The organism is Citrobacter sp. wls708 (genome assembly GCF_005281255.1).
Taxonomy (GTDB): Bacteria; Pseudomonadota; Gammaproteobacteria; order Enterobacterales; family Enterobacteriaceae; genus Citrobacter; species Citrobacter werkmanii.
Map to the genome: position 1 here is coordinate 498,135 of NZ_SZXE01000016.1, position 15,245 is coordinate 513,379.

Sequence of the window (15,245 nt, forward strand, 5' to 3'; positions counted from 1 at the left end):
TGAATAACACGCTAAGCAGGAGCGAATGAATGCAATACAACACCTTAGGAAAAACCGACCTCCGGGTCTCCCGCCTTTGCCTGGGCTGCATGACGTTTGGCGAGCCCAATCGCGGTAATCACGCCTGGACGCTGCCTGAAGAGAGCAGCCGCCCGATAATCAAACACGCCCTTGAGGGCGGCATTAACTTTTTCGATACCGCCAACAGCTACTCCGCTGGCAGCAGCGAAGAGATTGTCGGCCGCGCGCTGCGTGATTTCGCCCGCCGCGAAGATGTCGTGGTCGCGACCAAAGTTTTTCACCAGGTGGATGATTTAGCAGAAGGATTATCCCGCGCACAAATCCTGCGCTCAATCGACGACAGCCTCAGACGCCTGGGCATGGACTATGTAGACATCCTGCAAATTCACCGCTGGGATTACAACACGCCAATCGAGGAAACGCTGGAAGCCCTTAACGATGTAGTCAAAGCCGGTAAAGCTCGCTATATCGGTGCCTCATCCATGCATGCTTCGCAGTTTGCTCAGGCGCTGGCCTTGCAGAAGCAACACGGCTGGGCGCAGTTCGTCAGCATGCAGGATCACTACAACTTGATCTACCGCGAAGAAGAACGCGAAATGTTGCCGCTCTGCTATCAGGAAGGTGTCGCGGTGATCCCGTGGAGTCCGCTGGCGCGTGGTCGCCTGACCCGCCCGTGGGGAGAAACGACCGCACGTCTGGTTTCCGATGAAGTCGGTAAAAATTTATATAACGAGAGCGATGAAAACGACGCGCAAATTGCCGCCCGGCTGGCTGGCATCAGTGAGGAGCTGGGCGTTACGCGGGCGCAGGTCGCGCTGGCATGGCTGCTGAGCAAACCAGGCGTGGCTGCGCCCATTATCGGTACATCGCGTGAAGAACAACTGGATGAATTGCTCAATGCGGTGGATTTAACGCTGAAGCCGGAGCAAATTGCCGAGCTGGAGACGCCGTATAAACAGCACCCGGTGGTGGGATTTAAATAAGCGCGATCGTAGATTGTAAGCCGGATAAGGCGTTTACGCCGCTATCCGGCAAACCCGTTAAATGATACCGATCGGCCAGTGATGGCCGATAAAATACAAAATACCTGCAGAGAGTATCCCGGCGACAATATCGTCGATCATGATCCCCGTCCCGCCATGCACATTGCGATCGAACCAACGAATCGGCCACGGCTTCCACATATCCAGAATACGGAAAATCACAAATCCGGCGGCAACCCATTGCCAGTCGAGGGTCGGTAGCGCCATCAGGGTTATCCACATACCGACAAATTCGTCCCAGACAATGCTGCCGTGATCGTGCACGCCCATGTCTTTCGCCGTTTGATGACACAGATAAACGCCGATACAGATAGACAGCATGACCACTAGCGAATACAGCTGCCATGGCAGAAATGTCATTAAATACCAAAAAGGGATCGCCGCCAGCGATCCCATGGTGCCAGGAATAATTGGACTCAGCCCGCTACCAAAACCGGTGGCTAACAGATGCCACGGATTACGCATATTCAGGCGGCTTTTGGCGACATCTTTTTTAAGGCGCGGCAAAATGGTCATATCCTTTCCAGTCGAACGTGACGGGTTTTCCATCGCGCGTAAAGTGAACGCCTTCAACATCCGCACTCATCTGACCGATGCAGGTAAACGAGGTCCCGAGATGTGCCAGCGCGACGTCCAGCGCGCCACGGTTGATTTCCGGTACGGTAAAGCATAACTCATAATCTTCCCCCCCCGAGAGCGCCCAGCGCAGCGCCTGTTCAGGCTCAACGTGTTGGGCGAATGCCGTGGAATATGGCAGCGCGTCAACGTTAACCCGCGCGCCGCAGCCGCTGGCATTGACGATATGCCCCAGATCGGAAATCAGGCCGTCGGAGAGATCGATAGCCGCACTGGCCAGATCGCGCAGGGCTTGTCCCTGTAAAATACGCGGAGTTGGGCGCAGGTGGCGTTGCAGCAGATACTCCGCGTCATTTGGTTCTGTCACCTGCAGTCGGTCCTGCAAAATCGCCAGTCCCGCCGCACTGTCGCCCGGCGTGCCGGTCACATAAATCCAGTCGCCCGGTTTTGCCCCGGAACGTTTTAAGGCTCGCCCAACGGGAACGTAGCCATGAATACCCAACGTCATCGACAGCGGCCCACGCGTGGTATCACCGCCAATCAGCTGCATATCGTAGTAATTAAGGAGTTCAAACAGGCCATCGCTGAAAGCTTCAAGCCAGGCTTCATCAACGTCGGGTAACGTCAGTGCCAGCGTCAACCACGCAGGATCGGCCCCCATCGCCGCCAGATCGCTTAAATTCACCGCCAGGGCTTTCCAGGCCAGATCGGTAGGATCAATGTCGGGGAGGAAGTGGTTGCCTGCCACCAGCGTATCGGTACTGATCGCCAATGTCTGTTTTTCAGGGATGTTCAGGAGTGCGCAATCGTCGCCAATACCGGTTTCGACATCAAGACGAGACGTTCTTACGCGATCAAAATAACGGGCAATCAGGGAAAATTCGCCGCATGCCATACGTTATGCCTCAGCAGAAAAAAAGAAAAAGCCGGGGATAGCGGAAACAAGTTCCACTCTCCGCCGGCCTCGGGATTACTTTTTGTTGGGGCGAATCACAGGTGCTGCTTTATCCAGTACGCCGTTAACGAATTTATGGCTGTCTTCGGCGCCGAAGGTTTTCGCCAGTTCAATCGCTTCGTTGATAGCCACTTTGTACGGCACATCACTACGTTTAGACAGTTCAAACAGCGCAATACGCAGTACGGCTTTTTCTACCTGACCCAGCTCTTCCAGCAGACGAGACAGGTAAGGCTTCATTAATCCATCCAGGTACGCGCTGTTAGTCGCCACCCCGGACAGCAGCTCACGGAAATACAGAACGTCGACATCTTTAACGTCCTGTTCCGCCAGGAACTGGTATTCAACATCAGCGATGTCGTTCTGGGACAACTGCCAGGAGTAGAGCGCCTGGACGGCACACTCACGGGCGCGGCGACGAGCAGCAGGTTTCACGGATTTCCCCTTACAAAAATCAGGCCTTGATGGCTTTCAATACATTAATCATTTCAAGCGCAGTCAGTGCAGCTTCTGCGCCTTTGTTGCCGGCTTTCGTGCCAGCACGTTCGATGGCTTGTTCAATACTTTCGGTGGTCAGTACACCGAAGGCTACCGGAATGCCACTGTCCTGCGCGACATGCGCCAGGCCATTGCTTGCACCGCCAGCCACATATTCGAAGTGCGCGGTACCGCCACGGATCACCGTACCTAACGCAATCACCGCATCGTATTTACCGGTTTTCGCCAGCGCGTCAGCCGCCAGCGGCAGCTCATACGCGCCTGGAACCCAAACGACGGTAATGTTTTCATCTTTAACCTGGCCAATACGTTTCAGGGCGTCGATCGCACCTTCCAGCAGGCTGTCATTGATAAAGTTGTTGAAACGCGCAATGGTGATGGCGACGCGAGCGTCCGGAGTAGCAACGTTAGCTTCAATAATGTTCATATTCTTCCTTCGGGTTCGATTTATGGCCCCGTAAGGGGGGCGGATTTTATCATAATATTCTGGGCGCTGCTTCCTCTAATTCAGAAAGCCTCACGCAGTGGTTAAATGCAGGCAAACGTCCGGGCCCACCTGGCGTATCTCGTTGAATTTGAAATGGGGGGCGTCGGCCAGTTTCTCAAGCCCAGGCAGCACACATAATCCTCGCGCATCGCTGCCTAACAGTTTAGGCGCAACATACACGATTAGCTCATCCACCAAACCGGCCTGTAATAACGCGCCCGCAAGCGTTGGGCCAGCTTCCACCCAAATACTGTTAATTTGCTGTTTACCCAGTTGCATCATCAGCACGACCAAATCCACATGCCCGTTATGTTCCGGCACCTTGATACTGCGAACCGACTCCGGCCAACTGCGGGTATCGTCTTTCGTTCGGACAATCCAGGTTTCTCCCGGCTGGTGCACAATTCGGTGCTCCGGCGTGACCTGATTCTGGCTATCAAGGACAATGCGGATCGGCTGGCGCAGATTTTCCTGCGGGTAACTCGCCTGAGTTGACTCCCCAAGCTCCGACCAGCGCACGGTAAGCTGAGGATCGTCGGCCAGTACCGTCGCGCTGCTGGTTAAAATGGCATGGCTTTGCGCGCGCAGCCGTTGCACATCGCGGCGCGCCTGCGGCGAGGTGATCCACTGGCTTTCCCCGCTGGCCATCGCCGTACGGCCATCGAGCGATGCGCCAAGCTTAAGCTGCAGATACGGGAATCCTGTACGCATGCGCTTGAGAAAGCCCTTATTAAGCAGCTCAACCTCGCTCATCATCAGCCCGTGGCTGACGTCAATGCCCGCCTGCTGCAAACGGTAGAGGCCACGACCTGCTACCTGTGGATTGGGATCCTGCATCGCGGCAACGACGCGTGCTACGCCCGCCGCAATCAATGCATCGCAGCACGGCGGCGTACGGCCATGATGACTACAGGGCTCAAGCGTCACATAGGCGGTTGCCCCTTGCGCTTTTTCTCCGGCCATGCGCAGGGCATGGACTTCGGCATGCGGCTCGCCCGCGCGGTGATGATATCCTTCACCAACAATCTCCCCGTGCTTAACAATCACGCAGCCGACGTTGGGATTTGGGTGAGTAGTGAAACGTCCGCGCGCAGCAAGCTTCAGCGCGCGCGCCATGTACAATTCATCCTGCATGGCTTAGTCCTGTAGGCGAGCAATCTCTTCGCCAAATTCTTTGATATCTTCGAAACTGCGGTAAACCGAAGCAAAGCGGATGTAAGCGACTTTATCGAGCTTTTTCAACTGCTCCATCACCAGGTTGCCGATCATCTTACTCGGCACCTCACGCTCGCCAGTCGCACGCAGTTGTGATTTGATATGGTTTAACGCCATTTCGACGTCATCTGAGCTGACCGGGCGTTTCTCCAGCGCTCTGAGCATGCCGCTGCGCAGCTTATCTTCATTAAAGGGTTCACGCACATCGTTGCTCTTCACAACGCGCGGCATGACAAGTTCAGCCACTTCAAAAGTGGTGAAACGTTCGTTACAGACCAGACACTGCCGACGGCGGCGTACTGAGGAGCCCTCGCCTACAAGACGAGAGTCAATTACCTTAGTGTCTACGGCGAAACAGAATGGGCAATGCATACGGCGTCCTGTACCTCAGTGGTTCACAGAAATCTATTTTACCCTGAACTGGCGTGACAACAAAGGCGCAGCGCTTTTGAGACAAAGGATCGATGCCTTCGTGCTCTGTGCACACTACCATTATGCTATCGCGACAATGAAGGAAGTAATCACAATGACAAGACGTTACCTAAGAATTCTCCTGGTGGGAAGCCTCTTTAGTCTTAGCGCCTGCGCGCAGCAAAGCGAAGTACGCCAGATGCATCAAAGCGTAAGCACGCTAAATAAAGAGATGACGCAGCTTAATCAGGAAACCGTAAAAATTACGCAACAAAATATGTTGAATGCCAAATCGACCAGTGGCGCCTATCTGTTGCCGGGCTCCAAAACGCCTGCCCGGCTGGAAAGCCAGATCGGCACGCTACGTATGTCGCTGGTGAATATTGCACCGAACGCCGATGGCACACGGTTAACGCTACGCATTCAGGGCGAGTCCAATACGCCCTTGCCCGCCTTCAGCGCCACCGTAGAGTACGGGCAAATTCAGGGCACTACAGAGAATTACCAGGAAGTGAATGTTCAAAACCAACTGGTCAACGCCCCGGCAAGTATTCTTGCCCCCAGCGACGTAGACATTCCGTTGCAGATAAATGGTCTCTCCCCCGACCAGTTGGGATTTGTTCGCATTCACGACGTACAGCCTGTTAGCCAATAAACTTTTTTGCGGAACGTTTTGTGCGTTCCGCAACATCAATTCGCCCCCTTTTGTTACTCCCCTGACATAACCGATATTTCTGGCAAAACTTGGCAACATTCATCAGAGCCAGTACAATTCGCCGCCTAAAGTACGCAAACGTGAACGCAATCGATTACGTAAATGATAGAACTGTGAAACAAGACATATTTTTGTGAACAATGATTTTTATAATAGGCTCCGAAGAATTACGAAATATTTAGAAACGCAATTTGCGCATTTTTCACTCCCGAAAGGGATTTCAAACAGTGGCATACATATGAAAAAAACATTACTTGCAGCCGGTGCAGTGCTGGCGCTCTCCTCGTCTTTTACTGCCAACGCAGCAGAAAATGACAAACCGCAATATCTGTCCGACTGGTGGCACCAAAGCGTCAACGTGGTGGGCAGCTACCACACCCGTTTCTCTCCGAAACTGAACAACGACGTGTATCTGGAATACGAAGCGTTTGCCAAAAAAGACTGGTTTGATTTCTATGGCTACATCGATATCCCGAAAACCTTCGACTGGGGTAACGGTAACGACAAAGGCATCTGGTCTGACGGTTCTCCGCTGTTTATGGAAATCGAACCGCGTTTCTCCATCGACAAGCTGACCGGTGCTGACCTGAGCTTTGGACCATTCAAAGAATGGTACTTCGCCAACAACTACATCTACGATATGGGTGATAACAAAGCCAGCCGCCAGAGCACCTGGTATATGGGTCTGGGTACCGATATCGACACCGGTCTGCCGATGGGTCTGTCCCTGAACGTGTATGCTAAATACCAGTGGCAGAACTATGGCGCATCCAACGAAAACGAGTGGGATGGTTACCGTTTCAAAGTGAAATACTTTGTGCCGATCACCCAGGTTTGGGGCGGTCAGTTGACCTATATTGGCTTCACCAACTTCGACTGGGGTTCAGATTTGGGTGATGATCCTAACCGTACCAGCAACTCTATCGCTTCCAGCCACGTGCTGGCGCTGAACTACGATCACTGGCACTACTCCGTAGTCGCGCGTTATTTCCATAACGGCGGCCAGTGGAAAGGTGGGGATACCCTGAACTGGGGCGAAGGCGACTTCAGCGCGAAATCAACCGGTTGGGGTGGTTATCTGGTCGTAGGTTACAATTTCTAATCCAGACAATTTATGCAGACAAGCCAGCTTAACCGCTGGCTTTTTTACGGCTGGTCTTCACAACGTACTTTACGTAAAAAGTTACTTAGCGAGCGATCTGCCGATTCACGAAAATGCCTGTCGAGCAGCGTGATCTTCAGACAGCGATCAACGCGAAAGCAGCGATAATCGTCACGCTTCTCGCACCAGGCAACCAGAAGCCAGTGCTCGCCCCAGAAAAATAATCCCAGCGGCTGAACGTCCCGCCAGGAGAGGTTCCCGGACTCATCTCGATAATGCAGCGCCAGCGTCTGCTGCGCCGAAACCGCGCGATGTATGAGATCGAAGGCACTGCGTGAATGCGGCTGATTACCAAAATCTGGCGCAAAAATCCGCGTTTGCTCGGCCCTGCGGCGACTTTCTGGCGGCAATATCGCCAGCACTTTTTCCTGCGCGGACTCCAGTGCCTGTGAAAGTGAATCCCCGCCCCATGTTTTCAGCAACCGAATCGCGACCATCAATGCTTCTGATTCGTGATGCGTTAACATCAACGGTGGCAGATCAAACCCGGCCATTAAGCGGTATCCGCTGCCCACTTCGCCTTCAATGGGCACGCCGGATAAAGAGAGATCGCGGATATCGCGATAAATCGTCCGTTCAGAAACGTCAAGACGTTCTGCCAGCAGCGCCGCCGTTGTCACTCGCCTGCCACGCAGGATTTGTACAATCTGAAACAAACGGTCGGCGCGTCTACTCATTTTAATCCTCTGGCCTGAAAATATTACGCGGGTTGATGTAAACCAACACGATTGCCTTCACTGTCAGTAAATAGCGCAATCGTACCAATGTCCTGCCCCAGTTCGAGCGGGCCAAACACGCATTGACCGCCAGCGATGGCGACGCGTTCAAGCGTGGCAGCCAAATTGTCCGTATGCAGATAAATAATAGCGCCCTGTGCTGAAGGCGAAATACCGTCAAATTTAGCCAACGCCCCGCCAGGAGCGGGATCCTGATGCGGGAATACGGCCAGCTCGGCGCAGTCCATATTCTCCCGACGCAAAGAAACCTGCATCACTGGCTCATAAAAAGCGATGGCGCGCTCCATTTGTGCCACGGGAATTTCAAACCAGTTAATTACGTTGTTCATACTTCCTCCTGCCTGTGTGGGTAATCTCAGAAGGACTATAAGACAGGGCTACTGACAGCATACTGTCAGTAGTGTGGCGACAGAAAAGATAATGGCCTACCGTTAAATCACAGACAAAAAAAATCCCGACCTTGCGATCGGGATTCCAGTTCTTACGCTTCACACGCTCTGCGTCGCTTAAGGCAGAATCGACGGTTGATCCGCCCCTTCTTTCTCGACCTTCTGCTGCAGCATATGCTCACGCTTCATACCCAGCTTCAGCGCCAGCGCCGATGCCACGTAGATAGAAGACGCGGTACCGATGGAAACACCGATAAGCATGGTCAGCGAGAAGCCTTCCAGTACCGGACCACCGAACAGGAAAAGCATCAGAATAACCATCAACGTCGTACCGGACGTAATCAACGTACGGTGCAGCGTCTGCGTCAATGACACGTTAAAGATTTCGTAAGGCGTACCGCGACGAATTTTGCGGAAGTTTTCACGAATACGGTCAGAGACGACGATACTGTCGTTCAGCGAGTAACCGATTACCGACATCAGCGATGCGACGATAGTCAGGTCAATCTCGATATGGAACAACGACAGGATCCCAAGTGTGATGATTACGTCGTGCGCCAGCGCGATAACTACCCCTGCAGCCAATCGCCACTCAAAGCGGAAACCGACGTACACCAGGATTGAGATCAGCGCCGCCATCAGCGCCATCGCACCCGTTTGCGCCAGGTCTGCACCCACGCTCGGCCCCACGAATTCAATTCGTTTCACCGCGGCGTTTTGGTTGGTGGATTCATTAATCACACTCAACACTTTGCTACCCAGCACCTGACCGCCGTCTGCGCCTTCAGTTGGCGGCATACGCACCATAATGTCGTGGCTGCTGCCGAAGTTTTGCAGAAGCGGATCAACAAAGCCCGCTTTCTCCAGCGCATCGCGCATCACGTCCATTTCAGCTGGTTTTTCCAGCGTGATTTCAATGACCGTACCACCGGTGAAATCGAGACCCCAGTTAAAGCCGCGCACGCCCATAATCACGATGGCCGCGATCAGCAGAAAACCTGAAATGCCGAAAGCCCAGTAGTCCCAGCGCATAAAGTCCCAGACTTTACGGCCGTGGTTCAATTGTTCAACAGTATATTCCTGTGCCACTTCGCACTCCTCAGATTGACAGCTTTTTGACGCGCTTGCCGCCATACAACAGGTTTACGATGGCACGTGTACCGACAATTGCGGTAAACATCGACGTCGCTACCCCAATACCGGTAGTAATCGCGAACCCTTTAATTGCCCCGGTGCCGACTGCGTACAGGATAATGACCTTAATCAGCGTCGTAATGTTCGCATCGAAGATGGAGCTAAATGCGCCCGCATAACCTTCATTGATGGCCTGCTGCACCGAACGACCGTTACTCAACTCTTCTTTGATACGTTCGTTGATCAGTACGTTAGCATCGACCGCGACGGCAAGGGTTAAGACGATCCCCGCAATCCCCGGCATACTCAGCGTAGCTCCCGGCAACAGCGACATAATGCCGACAATCAGCACCAGGTTAGCGATCAGCGCGCTGGTCGCAATCAGGCCGAACTTCTTATAGAAGAAGATCATGAACAGGATAGACACCACCAGACCGGCCAGACAGGCTTCCAGACCCTGTTTGATGTTCTGCATACCCAGGGTTGGGCCGATGGTACGTTCTTCAACAATCTGAATCGGCGCGATCAACGCACCGGCACGTAACAGCAGAGAAAGCTGACGCGCTTCGTTCGGGTTGTTGATACCGGTGATACGGAAGCTGTTACCCAGGCGAGACTGGATGTTGGCGATGTTAATCACCTCTTCCTGTTTCACCAGCACGGCGCGACCGTTGGCATCTTTCTTACCGCTGTCTTTGTACTCCACAAACAGGGTCGCCATCGGCTTACCGATGTTGTCCTTGGTGAAGTTGGACATGATGTTACCACCCGCGCTATCCAGCGAGATGTTAACCTGCGGCTGATTGTATTCGTCCTGGCTGGAAGTGGAATCGGTGATATGGTCACCAGTCAGGATCACGCGTTTGTACAGCACAACCGGCTGACCTTCACGAGACTGTTTCACTTCCGAATCACCCGGCACGCGCCCGGATGCCGCAGCAGACTGGTCAACGTTGGTGTTTACCAGACGGAATTCCAGCGTCGCGGTTGCGCCCAGAATTTCTTTCGCGCGCGCGGTATCCTGGATACCCGGCAGTTCGACGACAATACGGTCAGCACCCTGACGTTGTACAACCGGCTCAGCAACACCCAACTGGTTCACACGATTACGCAGAATATTGATGTTCTGCTGTACCGCGTATTCACGGGCTTCACTCAGTCGCGCATCGGTCATCACCGCACGCAGAGCATTGCTGCCCTGGCTGGAAATAACCAGATCCTGGTGACGCTTGCTCAGATAAGAGATAGCTTCATCACGGGCGCTGCTGTCACGGAAGGTGATGCTCAGGCCGTAGTTATCTTCTTTACGAACGGTAGTATAAGGAATGCCTTTTTCACGCAGATCGCTGCGCAGGCTATCGATATTTTGTTCCTGCAACTTACTCAGCGCGGTGTCCATATCCACTTCCATCAGGAAGTGAACGCCACCACGCAGGTCAAGACCGAGTTTCATCGGTTCTGCGTGAATGGCTGCCAGCCAGCGCGGGGTTGCCGGAGCAAGGTTAAGCGCCACGACGTATTGATCGCCCAGCACGCCCATCAGCACTTCACGTGCGCGCAGTTGGGTATCAGTGGAGTCGAAGCGCGCAAGAATAGCACCCTCTTCCAGAGCCACAGACTTAGGTGTGATTTTATCTTCTTGTAACGTTTTCTGGACCTGGATCAGCGTTTGCTCACTGGCGGCGGCACCGCGCACGCCAGTGATTTGAACAGCCGGATCCTCACCATACAGGTTGGGAAGTGCGTAAAGCAGGCCGACGACAATCACGACGACCAGCATAATGTACTTCCACAAAGGATAACGGTTTAACACGGCAGTTCCCTTTGGGAAAACAATAAATTACAGCGCCTTCATGGTGCCTTTCGGCAGAACGGCAGCTACGAAATCACGTTTAATAACCACTTCAGTGGTATCGTTCAGCGCAATAGCGATGTAGCCAGATTCTGCTACTTTGGTCACGCGACCCACCAGACCACCGTTAGTCAGCACTTCATCGCCTTTCGCAATGGAGTTCATCAGATTTTTGTGTTCTTTGGTACGCTTTTGTTGCGGACGCAGGATCATAAAGTAGAAAATCAGACCAAACACCACCAGCATCAGAATCAGAGACATCGGGCTGCCCTGCGCCGGAGCACCTGTTGCCGCTACCGCATCAGAAATAAAAAAGCTCATTCAAATTCCCTCATTATTAAAATTAATCAACGTTCACAGGTGGAACTGGTCGACCCTGACGTTGGTAAAAATCGGTCACGAAGCTCTCTAATTTACCCTCTTCAATAGCCTTGCGTAAACCCGCCATCAAACGCTGGTAGTAGCGAAGGTTATGAATCGTGTTGAGACGCGCGCCCAATATTTCGTTGCAACGGTCGAGATGATGCAAGTAAGCGCGCGAATAATTGCGACAGGTGTAGCAATCACACTCAGCATCGAGCGGACTGGTGTCGCTTTTATGTTTCGCGTTACGAATTTTTACCACGCCGTCAGTCACAAACAAATGACCATTACGGGCATTTCGCGTTGGCATCACGCAGTCAAACATATCGATACCGCGACGTACGCCTTCAACCAGATCTTCTGGTTTGCCGACGCCCATCAGGTAACGCGGTTTATCTGCCGGAATCTGTGGGCAAACATGCTCCAGAATGCGGTGCATATCTTCCTTCGGCTCACCGACAGCCAAACCGCCGACAGCGTAGCCATCAAAGCCGATATCTACCAGACCTTTGACAGAGATATCACGTAAATCTTCGTAAACGCTGCCCTGAATGATGCCAAAAAGCGCATTTTTGTTGCCGAGACTGTCAAAACGGTCGCGACTGCGCTTCGCCCAACGCAGAGACATCTCCATTGAGCGTTTAGCATAGTCCCAGTCGGCCGGGTACGGTGTACATTCGTCGAAGATCATCACGATATCGGAACCGAGATCGTATTGAATCTCCATTGACTTCTCAGGATCGAGGAAAATCGGATCGCCGTTGATCGGGTTGCGGAAATGCACGCCCTGCTCGGTGATCTTGCGGATATCGCCCAGACTGAAAACCTGGAAGCCGCCGGAATCGGTAAGGATTGGCCCTTTCCACTGCATGAAATCGTGCAGATCGCCGTGCAGTTTCATGATTTCCTGACCCGGGCGTAGCCACAGGTGGAAAGTGTTGCCGAGAATGATCTGCGCGCCGGTGGCTTCAACTTCTTCCGGCGTCATGCCTTTTACGGTGCCGTAAGTACCGACCGGCATAAATGCAGGTGTTTCCACTACGCCACGATCAAAAACCAGGCGCCCGCGACGCGCGCGACCGTCTGTGGTGTCCAGTTCAAATTTCATCTTAACTCCTGCGTCAGAAAAACAGTCCGACGTTAAATACTCATGCCGGAAATTTATTCCCCGACACGCTCAGAAATAGCCTGCGGATTGTACGTGATAAACATCGCATCTCCGTAACTAAAAAAGCGATATTCCGCTTTTACCGCTTCGTGGTAGGCGTGCATGGTGTTTTTATAACCAGCAAACGCAGAAACCAGCATGATCAGCGTCGATTCCGGCAGGTGGAAGTTGGTGACCAGGGCATCAATCACCTGGTATTTATAGCCTGGATAAATAAATATCTGCGTATCACCGAAGAACGGCGCAATGAGATCGTTTTTTGCAGCCTGCGCCGCGCTTTCCAGTGAGCGAACGGACGTTGTTCCCACGGCTATCACGCGGTTGCCACGCGCCTTCGCCGCCAGCACCGCGTCAACCACATCCTGCGGCACCTCCGCATATTCGGAGTGCATAATGTGGTCTTCGATAGTGTCTACGCGCACCGGCTGGAAGGTACCCGCGCCGACGTGCAACGTAACGAACGCCATTTCAATGCCTTTATCGCGCAGTTTCGCCAGCAGCGGCTCGTCAAAGTGCAGCCCCGCGGTCGGCGCAGCGACGGCACCCGGTTTTTCGCTATACACGGTCTGGTACAGCTCGCGGTCGGCGTCTTCGTCCGGGCGGTCAATATACGGCGGCAACGGCATATGGCCGATGGCATTGAGGATATCAAGCACGCTGCGTTCATCGTCAAACGCCACTTCAAACAGCGCGTCGTGACGGGCAACCATCGTCGCTTTAATACTTTCATCGTCGCCCAATAGCAGCTCGGCACCCGGCTTCGGCGCTTTCGAGGCGCGAATGTGTGCCAAAATACGCTTGTCATCCAGCATGCGTTCGACCAGCACTTCAATCTTACCGCCGCTGGCTTTACGGCCAAACAGACGCGCTGGAATGACGCGGGTGTTGTTAAAGACCAACAAATCGCCAGGGTTGAGCTTATCGAGCAAATCGGTGAAAGTACCGTGCGTCAGCGCGCCCGTCGGCCCGTCCAAAGACAGCAAGCGGCAGCTACTGCGCTCAGCTTGCGGATAGTGGGCAATCAGGGATTCGGGTAGTTCAAAGGTGAAATCGGTAACGCGCATGACACTGACTCAGACTAAAATAAGAGGCGGGTAGTCTAGTGCCGGGGCGTTCTCCCTGCAACCTTTACCCCTCTGGATAAACGTTTAACTATGAATTTTCTTGCACATTTGCATCTCGCTCATCTTGCCGACAGCTCGCTTTCCGGCAATCTGCTGGCCGATTTTGTCCGGGGTAATCCGGAAACGCATTTTTCGCCTGAGGTGGTGGAAGGCATCTTCATGCACCGTCGTATCGACGTGATGACCGATAACCTGCCGCAGGTGCGTGAAGCCAAAGAGTGGTTTCGTAGCGAAACGCGCCGCGTCGCGCCAATTACGCTGGACGTGATGTGGGATCACTTTCTGTCGCGCCACTGGGCGGAAATCTCCCCAGACTTCCCGCTGGTGGACTTCGTGCGCTATGCCCGCACCCAGGTGACCACAATTTTGCCGGAATCGCCGCCGCGCTTTATTAACTTAAACAACTATATATGGTCAGAAAAATGGCTTGAGCGCTATCGTGACATGGATTTTATCCAGAACGTCCTGAACGGCATGGCCAGCCGCCGTCCGCGTCTCGATGCCCTGCGCGCCTCATGGTATGACCTGGATACGCATTATGATGCGTTAGAAGAACGTTTCTGGCAGTTTTATCCGCAGATGATGGAACAGGCGCAGCGTAAAACCCTTTGATTGCAGCCCGCATAACGCGCCGGATAAGCCTTAGCCACCATCCGGTAAAAGATTGATAGACAAAACCTGTCTCATTGATTGCCAGCGCCTCTTTGTCTTATTCACGAACACTCTCTATACTGGCCCGCGTTGCGTTCCAAAAACCCCTTAACATTGCAGGAGAATTATATGGTACTGGTAACTCGTCAGGCTCCGGATTTCACAGCAGCTGCGGTACTGGGTAGCGGTGAGATCGTTGAAAACTTCAACTTCAAACAGCATACCAACGGTAAAACCACCGTTCTGTTCTTCTGGCCGATGGACTTCACTTTCGTTTGCCCGTCTGAACTGATCGCATTCGACAAACGTTACGAAGAATTCCAGAAGCGTGGCGTTGAAGTTGTTGGCGTTTCTTTCGACTCTGAATTTGTCCACAACGCATGGCGTAACACCCCTGTCGACAAAGGCGGCATCGGTGCGGTGAAATACGCAATGGTTGCTGACATCAAACGCGAAATCCAGAAAGCCTACGGCATCGAGCACCCGGAAGCGGGCGTTGCTCTGCGTGGTTCTTTCCTGATCGACGCTAACGGCGTTGTTCGTCACCAGGTGGTTAACGATCTGCCGCTGGGTCGTAACATCGACGAAATGCTGCGCATGGTTGACGCGCTGCAGTTCCACGAAGAGCACGGCGACGTTTGCCCGGCGCAGTGGGAAAAAGGTAAAGAAGGTATGAACGCGTCTCCGGACGGCGTGGCAAAATACCTGACCGAGAACGTTTCCAGCCTGTAATTGGCATGAATC

18 protein-coding genes are annotated in these 15,245 nt (G+C 53.3%); 5 read left to right on the forward strand and 13 right to left on the reverse strand.

Annotation, left to right across the window (positions count from 1 at the left end; all coding sequences use genetic code 11):
* Positions 1–29 precede the first annotated feature (29 nt).
* On the forward strand, positions 30–1,004 hold the full coding sequence (gene yajO / locus FDW97_RS12105; protein ID WP_042310115.1) for a 1-deoxyxylulose-5-phosphate synthase YajO: 975 nt from the start codon (positions 30–32) through the stop codon (positions 1,002–1,004).
* A gap of 57 nt (positions 1,005–1,061) precedes the next feature.
* Here yajO and pgpA read toward each other — a convergent pair whose 3' ends face one another.
* From pgpA to nrdR, 6 genes are all read right to left on the reverse strand, one after another.
* The gene (gene pgpA, locus FDW97_RS12110) at positions 1,062–1,580 is read right to left on the reverse strand and encodes a phosphatidylglycerophosphatase A (protein WP_038638206.1); all 519 of its coding nucleotides are present in this window, start codon (positions 1,578–1,580) and stop codon (positions 1,062–1,064) included.
* Complete coding sequence (thiL, locus tag FDW97_RS12115; RefSeq protein ID WP_137351086.1) at positions 1,558–2,535, reverse strand: thiamine-phosphate kinase; 978 nt, start codon at positions 2,533–2,535, stop codon at positions 1,558–1,560. Before thiL ends, pgpA begins: the two co-directional genes overlap by 23 nt.
* A 75-nt stretch (positions 2,536–2,610) precedes the next feature.
* On the reverse strand, positions 2,611–3,030 hold the full coding sequence (gene nusB, locus FDW97_RS12120) for a transcription antitermination factor NusB (protein ID WP_000801129.1): 420 nt from the start codon (positions 3,028–3,030) through the stop codon (positions 2,611–2,613).
* Positions 3,031–3,049: 19 nt separating this feature from the next.
* Entirely contained in the window at positions 3,050–3,520 is a 471-nt protein-coding gene (gene ribE, locus FDW97_RS12125) for a 6,7-dimethyl-8-ribityllumazine synthase (RefSeq protein WP_003021575.1), read from the reverse strand.
* A gap of 90 nt (positions 3,521–3,610) precedes the next feature.
* Entirely contained in the window at positions 3,611–4,714 is a 1,104-nt protein-coding gene (ribD, locus tag FDW97_RS12130) for a bifunctional diaminohydroxyphosphoribosylaminopyrimidine deaminase/5-amino-6-(5-phosphoribosylamino)uracil reductase RibD (RefSeq protein ID WP_137351087.1), read from the reverse strand.
* 3 nt (positions 4,715–4,717) lie between these two features.
* Positions 4,718–5,167 carry a transcriptional regulator NrdR gene (gene nrdR, locus FDW97_RS12135; protein WP_016152032.1) on the reverse strand — a complete coding sequence of 150 codons (450 nt, stop codon included), beginning with the start codon at positions 5,165–5,167 and terminating at the stop codon, positions 4,718–4,720.
* A gap of 154 nt (positions 5,168–5,321) precedes the next feature.
* Between nrdR and FDW97_RS12140 the strand changes: the two genes are divergently transcribed.
* On the forward strand, positions 5,322–5,861 hold the full coding sequence (locus FDW97_RS12140; protein ID WP_069323953.1) for a DUF3251 domain-containing protein: 540 nt from the start codon (positions 5,322–5,324) through the stop codon (positions 5,859–5,861).
* A 298-nt stretch (positions 5,862–6,159) separates the two neighbouring features.
* Complete coding sequence (locus FDW97_RS12145) at positions 6,160–7,023, forward strand: nucleoside-specific channel-forming protein Tsx (RefSeq protein ID WP_003021561.1); 864 nt, start codon at positions 6,160–6,162, stop codon at positions 7,021–7,023.
* Positions 7,024–7,067: 44 nt separating this feature from the next.
* Here the strand turns inward: FDW97_RS12145 and FDW97_RS12150 are convergent, their stop codons facing one another.
* The 7 genes from FDW97_RS12150 to queA all read right to left on the reverse strand — a co-directional run bounded on the left by FDW97_RS12150 (position 7,068) and on the right by queA (position 13,790).
* Positions 7,068–7,760 (reverse strand): YafY family protein, encoded by a 693-nt coding sequence (locus FDW97_RS12150; protein ID WP_137351088.1) that lies wholly within the window; start codon positions 7,758–7,760, stop codon positions 7,068–7,070.
* 23 nt (positions 7,761–7,783) lie between these two features.
* Entirely contained in the window at positions 7,784–8,149 is a 366-nt protein-coding gene (locus FDW97_RS12155; RefSeq protein WP_121528676.1) for a VOC family protein, read from the reverse strand.
* A 177-nt stretch (positions 8,150–8,326) separates the two neighbouring features.
* Entirely contained in the window at positions 8,327–9,298 is a 972-nt protein-coding gene (secF, locus tag FDW97_RS12160) for a protein translocase subunit SecF (RefSeq protein WP_038638190.1), read from the reverse strand.
* 10 nt (positions 9,299–9,308) lie between these two features.
* On the reverse strand, positions 9,309–11,156 hold the full coding sequence (gene secD, locus FDW97_RS12165; RefSeq protein WP_071888113.1) for a protein translocase subunit SecD: 1,848 nt from the start codon (positions 11,154–11,156) through the stop codon (positions 9,309–9,311).
* 27 nt (positions 11,157–11,183) lie between these two features.
* Positions 11,184–11,516: a preprotein translocase subunit YajC gene (gene yajC / locus FDW97_RS12170; protein ID WP_003021544.1), complete on the reverse strand. Its 333-nt coding sequence runs from the start codon at positions 11,514–11,516 to the stop codon at positions 11,184–11,186.
* Positions 11,517–11,538: 22 nt separating this feature from the next.
* Entirely contained in the window at positions 11,539–12,666 is a 1,128-nt protein-coding gene (gene tgt, locus FDW97_RS12175; RefSeq protein ID WP_003021535.1) for a tRNA guanosine(34) transglycosylase Tgt, read from the reverse strand.
* Between the two features lie 53 nt (positions 12,667–12,719).
* Entirely contained in the window at positions 12,720–13,790 is a 1,071-nt protein-coding gene (gene queA / locus FDW97_RS12180; protein ID WP_038638182.1) for a tRNA preQ1(34) S-adenosylmethionine ribosyltransferase-isomerase QueA, read from the reverse strand.
* A 90-nt stretch (positions 13,791–13,880) separates the two neighbouring features.
* Between queA and acpH the strand changes: the two genes are divergently transcribed.
* Together acpH and FDW97_RS12190 are read left to right on the forward strand one after the other, a co-directional pair.
* Positions 13,881–14,462 carry an ACP phosphodiesterase gene (acpH, locus tag FDW97_RS12185; protein ID WP_038638179.1) on the forward strand — a complete coding sequence of 194 codons (582 nt, stop codon included), beginning with the start codon at positions 13,881–13,883 and terminating at the stop codon, positions 14,460–14,462.
* Positions 14,463–14,630: 168 nt separating this feature from the next.
* Complete coding sequence (locus FDW97_RS12190; protein WP_003021524.1) at positions 14,631–15,233, forward strand: peroxiredoxin; 603 nt, start codon at positions 14,631–14,633, stop codon at positions 15,231–15,233.
* Positions 15,234–15,245 lie beyond the last annotated feature (12 nt).

Coding starts and splice junctions, on each gene's coding strand:
- yajO (WP_042310115.1), top strand. CDS start 30: ATGCAATACAACACCTTAGGAAAAACCGACCTCCGGGTCTCCCGCCTT.
- pgpA (WP_038638206.1), bottom strand. CDS start 1,580: ATGACCATTTTGCCGCGCCTTAAAAAAGATGTCGCCAAAAGCCGCCTG.
- thiL (WP_137351086.1), bottom strand. CDS start 2,535: ATGGCATGCGGCGAATTTTCCCTGATTGCCCGTTATTTTGATCGCGTA.
- ribE (WP_003021575.1), bottom strand. CDS start 3,520: ATGAACATTATTGAAGCTAACGTTGCTACTCCGGACGCTCGCGTCGCC.
- ribD (WP_137351087.1), bottom strand. CDS start 4,714: ATGCAGGATGAATTGTACATGGCGCGCGCGCTGAAGCTTGCTGCGCGC.
- nrdR (WP_016152032.1), bottom strand. CDS start 5,167: ATGCATTGCCCATTCTGTTTCGCCGTAGACACTAAGGTAATTGACTCT.
- FDW97_RS12140 (WP_069323953.1), top strand. CDS start 5,322: ATGACAAGACGTTACCTAAGAATTCTCCTGGTGGGAAGCCTCTTTAGT.
- FDW97_RS12145 (WP_003021561.1), top strand. CDS start 6,160: ATGAAAAAAACATTACTTGCAGCCGGTGCAGTGCTGGCGCTCTCCTCG.
- FDW97_RS12150 (WP_137351088.1), bottom strand. CDS start 7,760: ATGAGTAGACGCGCCGACCGTTTGTTTCAGATTGTACAAATCCTGCGT.
- FDW97_RS12155 (WP_121528676.1), bottom strand. CDS start 8,149: ATGAACAACGTAATTAACTGGTTTGAAATTCCCGTGGCACAAATGGAG.
- yajC (WP_003021544.1), bottom strand. CDS start 11,516: ATGAGCTTTTTTATTTCTGATGCGGTAGCGGCAACAGGTGCTCCGGCG.
- tgt (WP_003021535.1), bottom strand. CDS start 12,666: ATGAAATTTGAACTGGACACCACAGACGGTCGCGCGCGTCGCGGGCGC.
- queA (WP_038638182.1), bottom strand. CDS start 13,790: ATGCGCGTTACCGATTTCACCTTTGAACTACCCGAATCCCTGATTGCC.
- acpH (WP_038638179.1), top strand. CDS start 13,881: ATGAATTTTCTTGCACATTTGCATCTCGCTCATCTTGCCGACAGCTCG.
- FDW97_RS12190 (WP_003021524.1), top strand. CDS start 14,631: ATGGTACTGGTAACTCGTCAGGCTCCGGATTTCACAGCAGCTGCGGTA.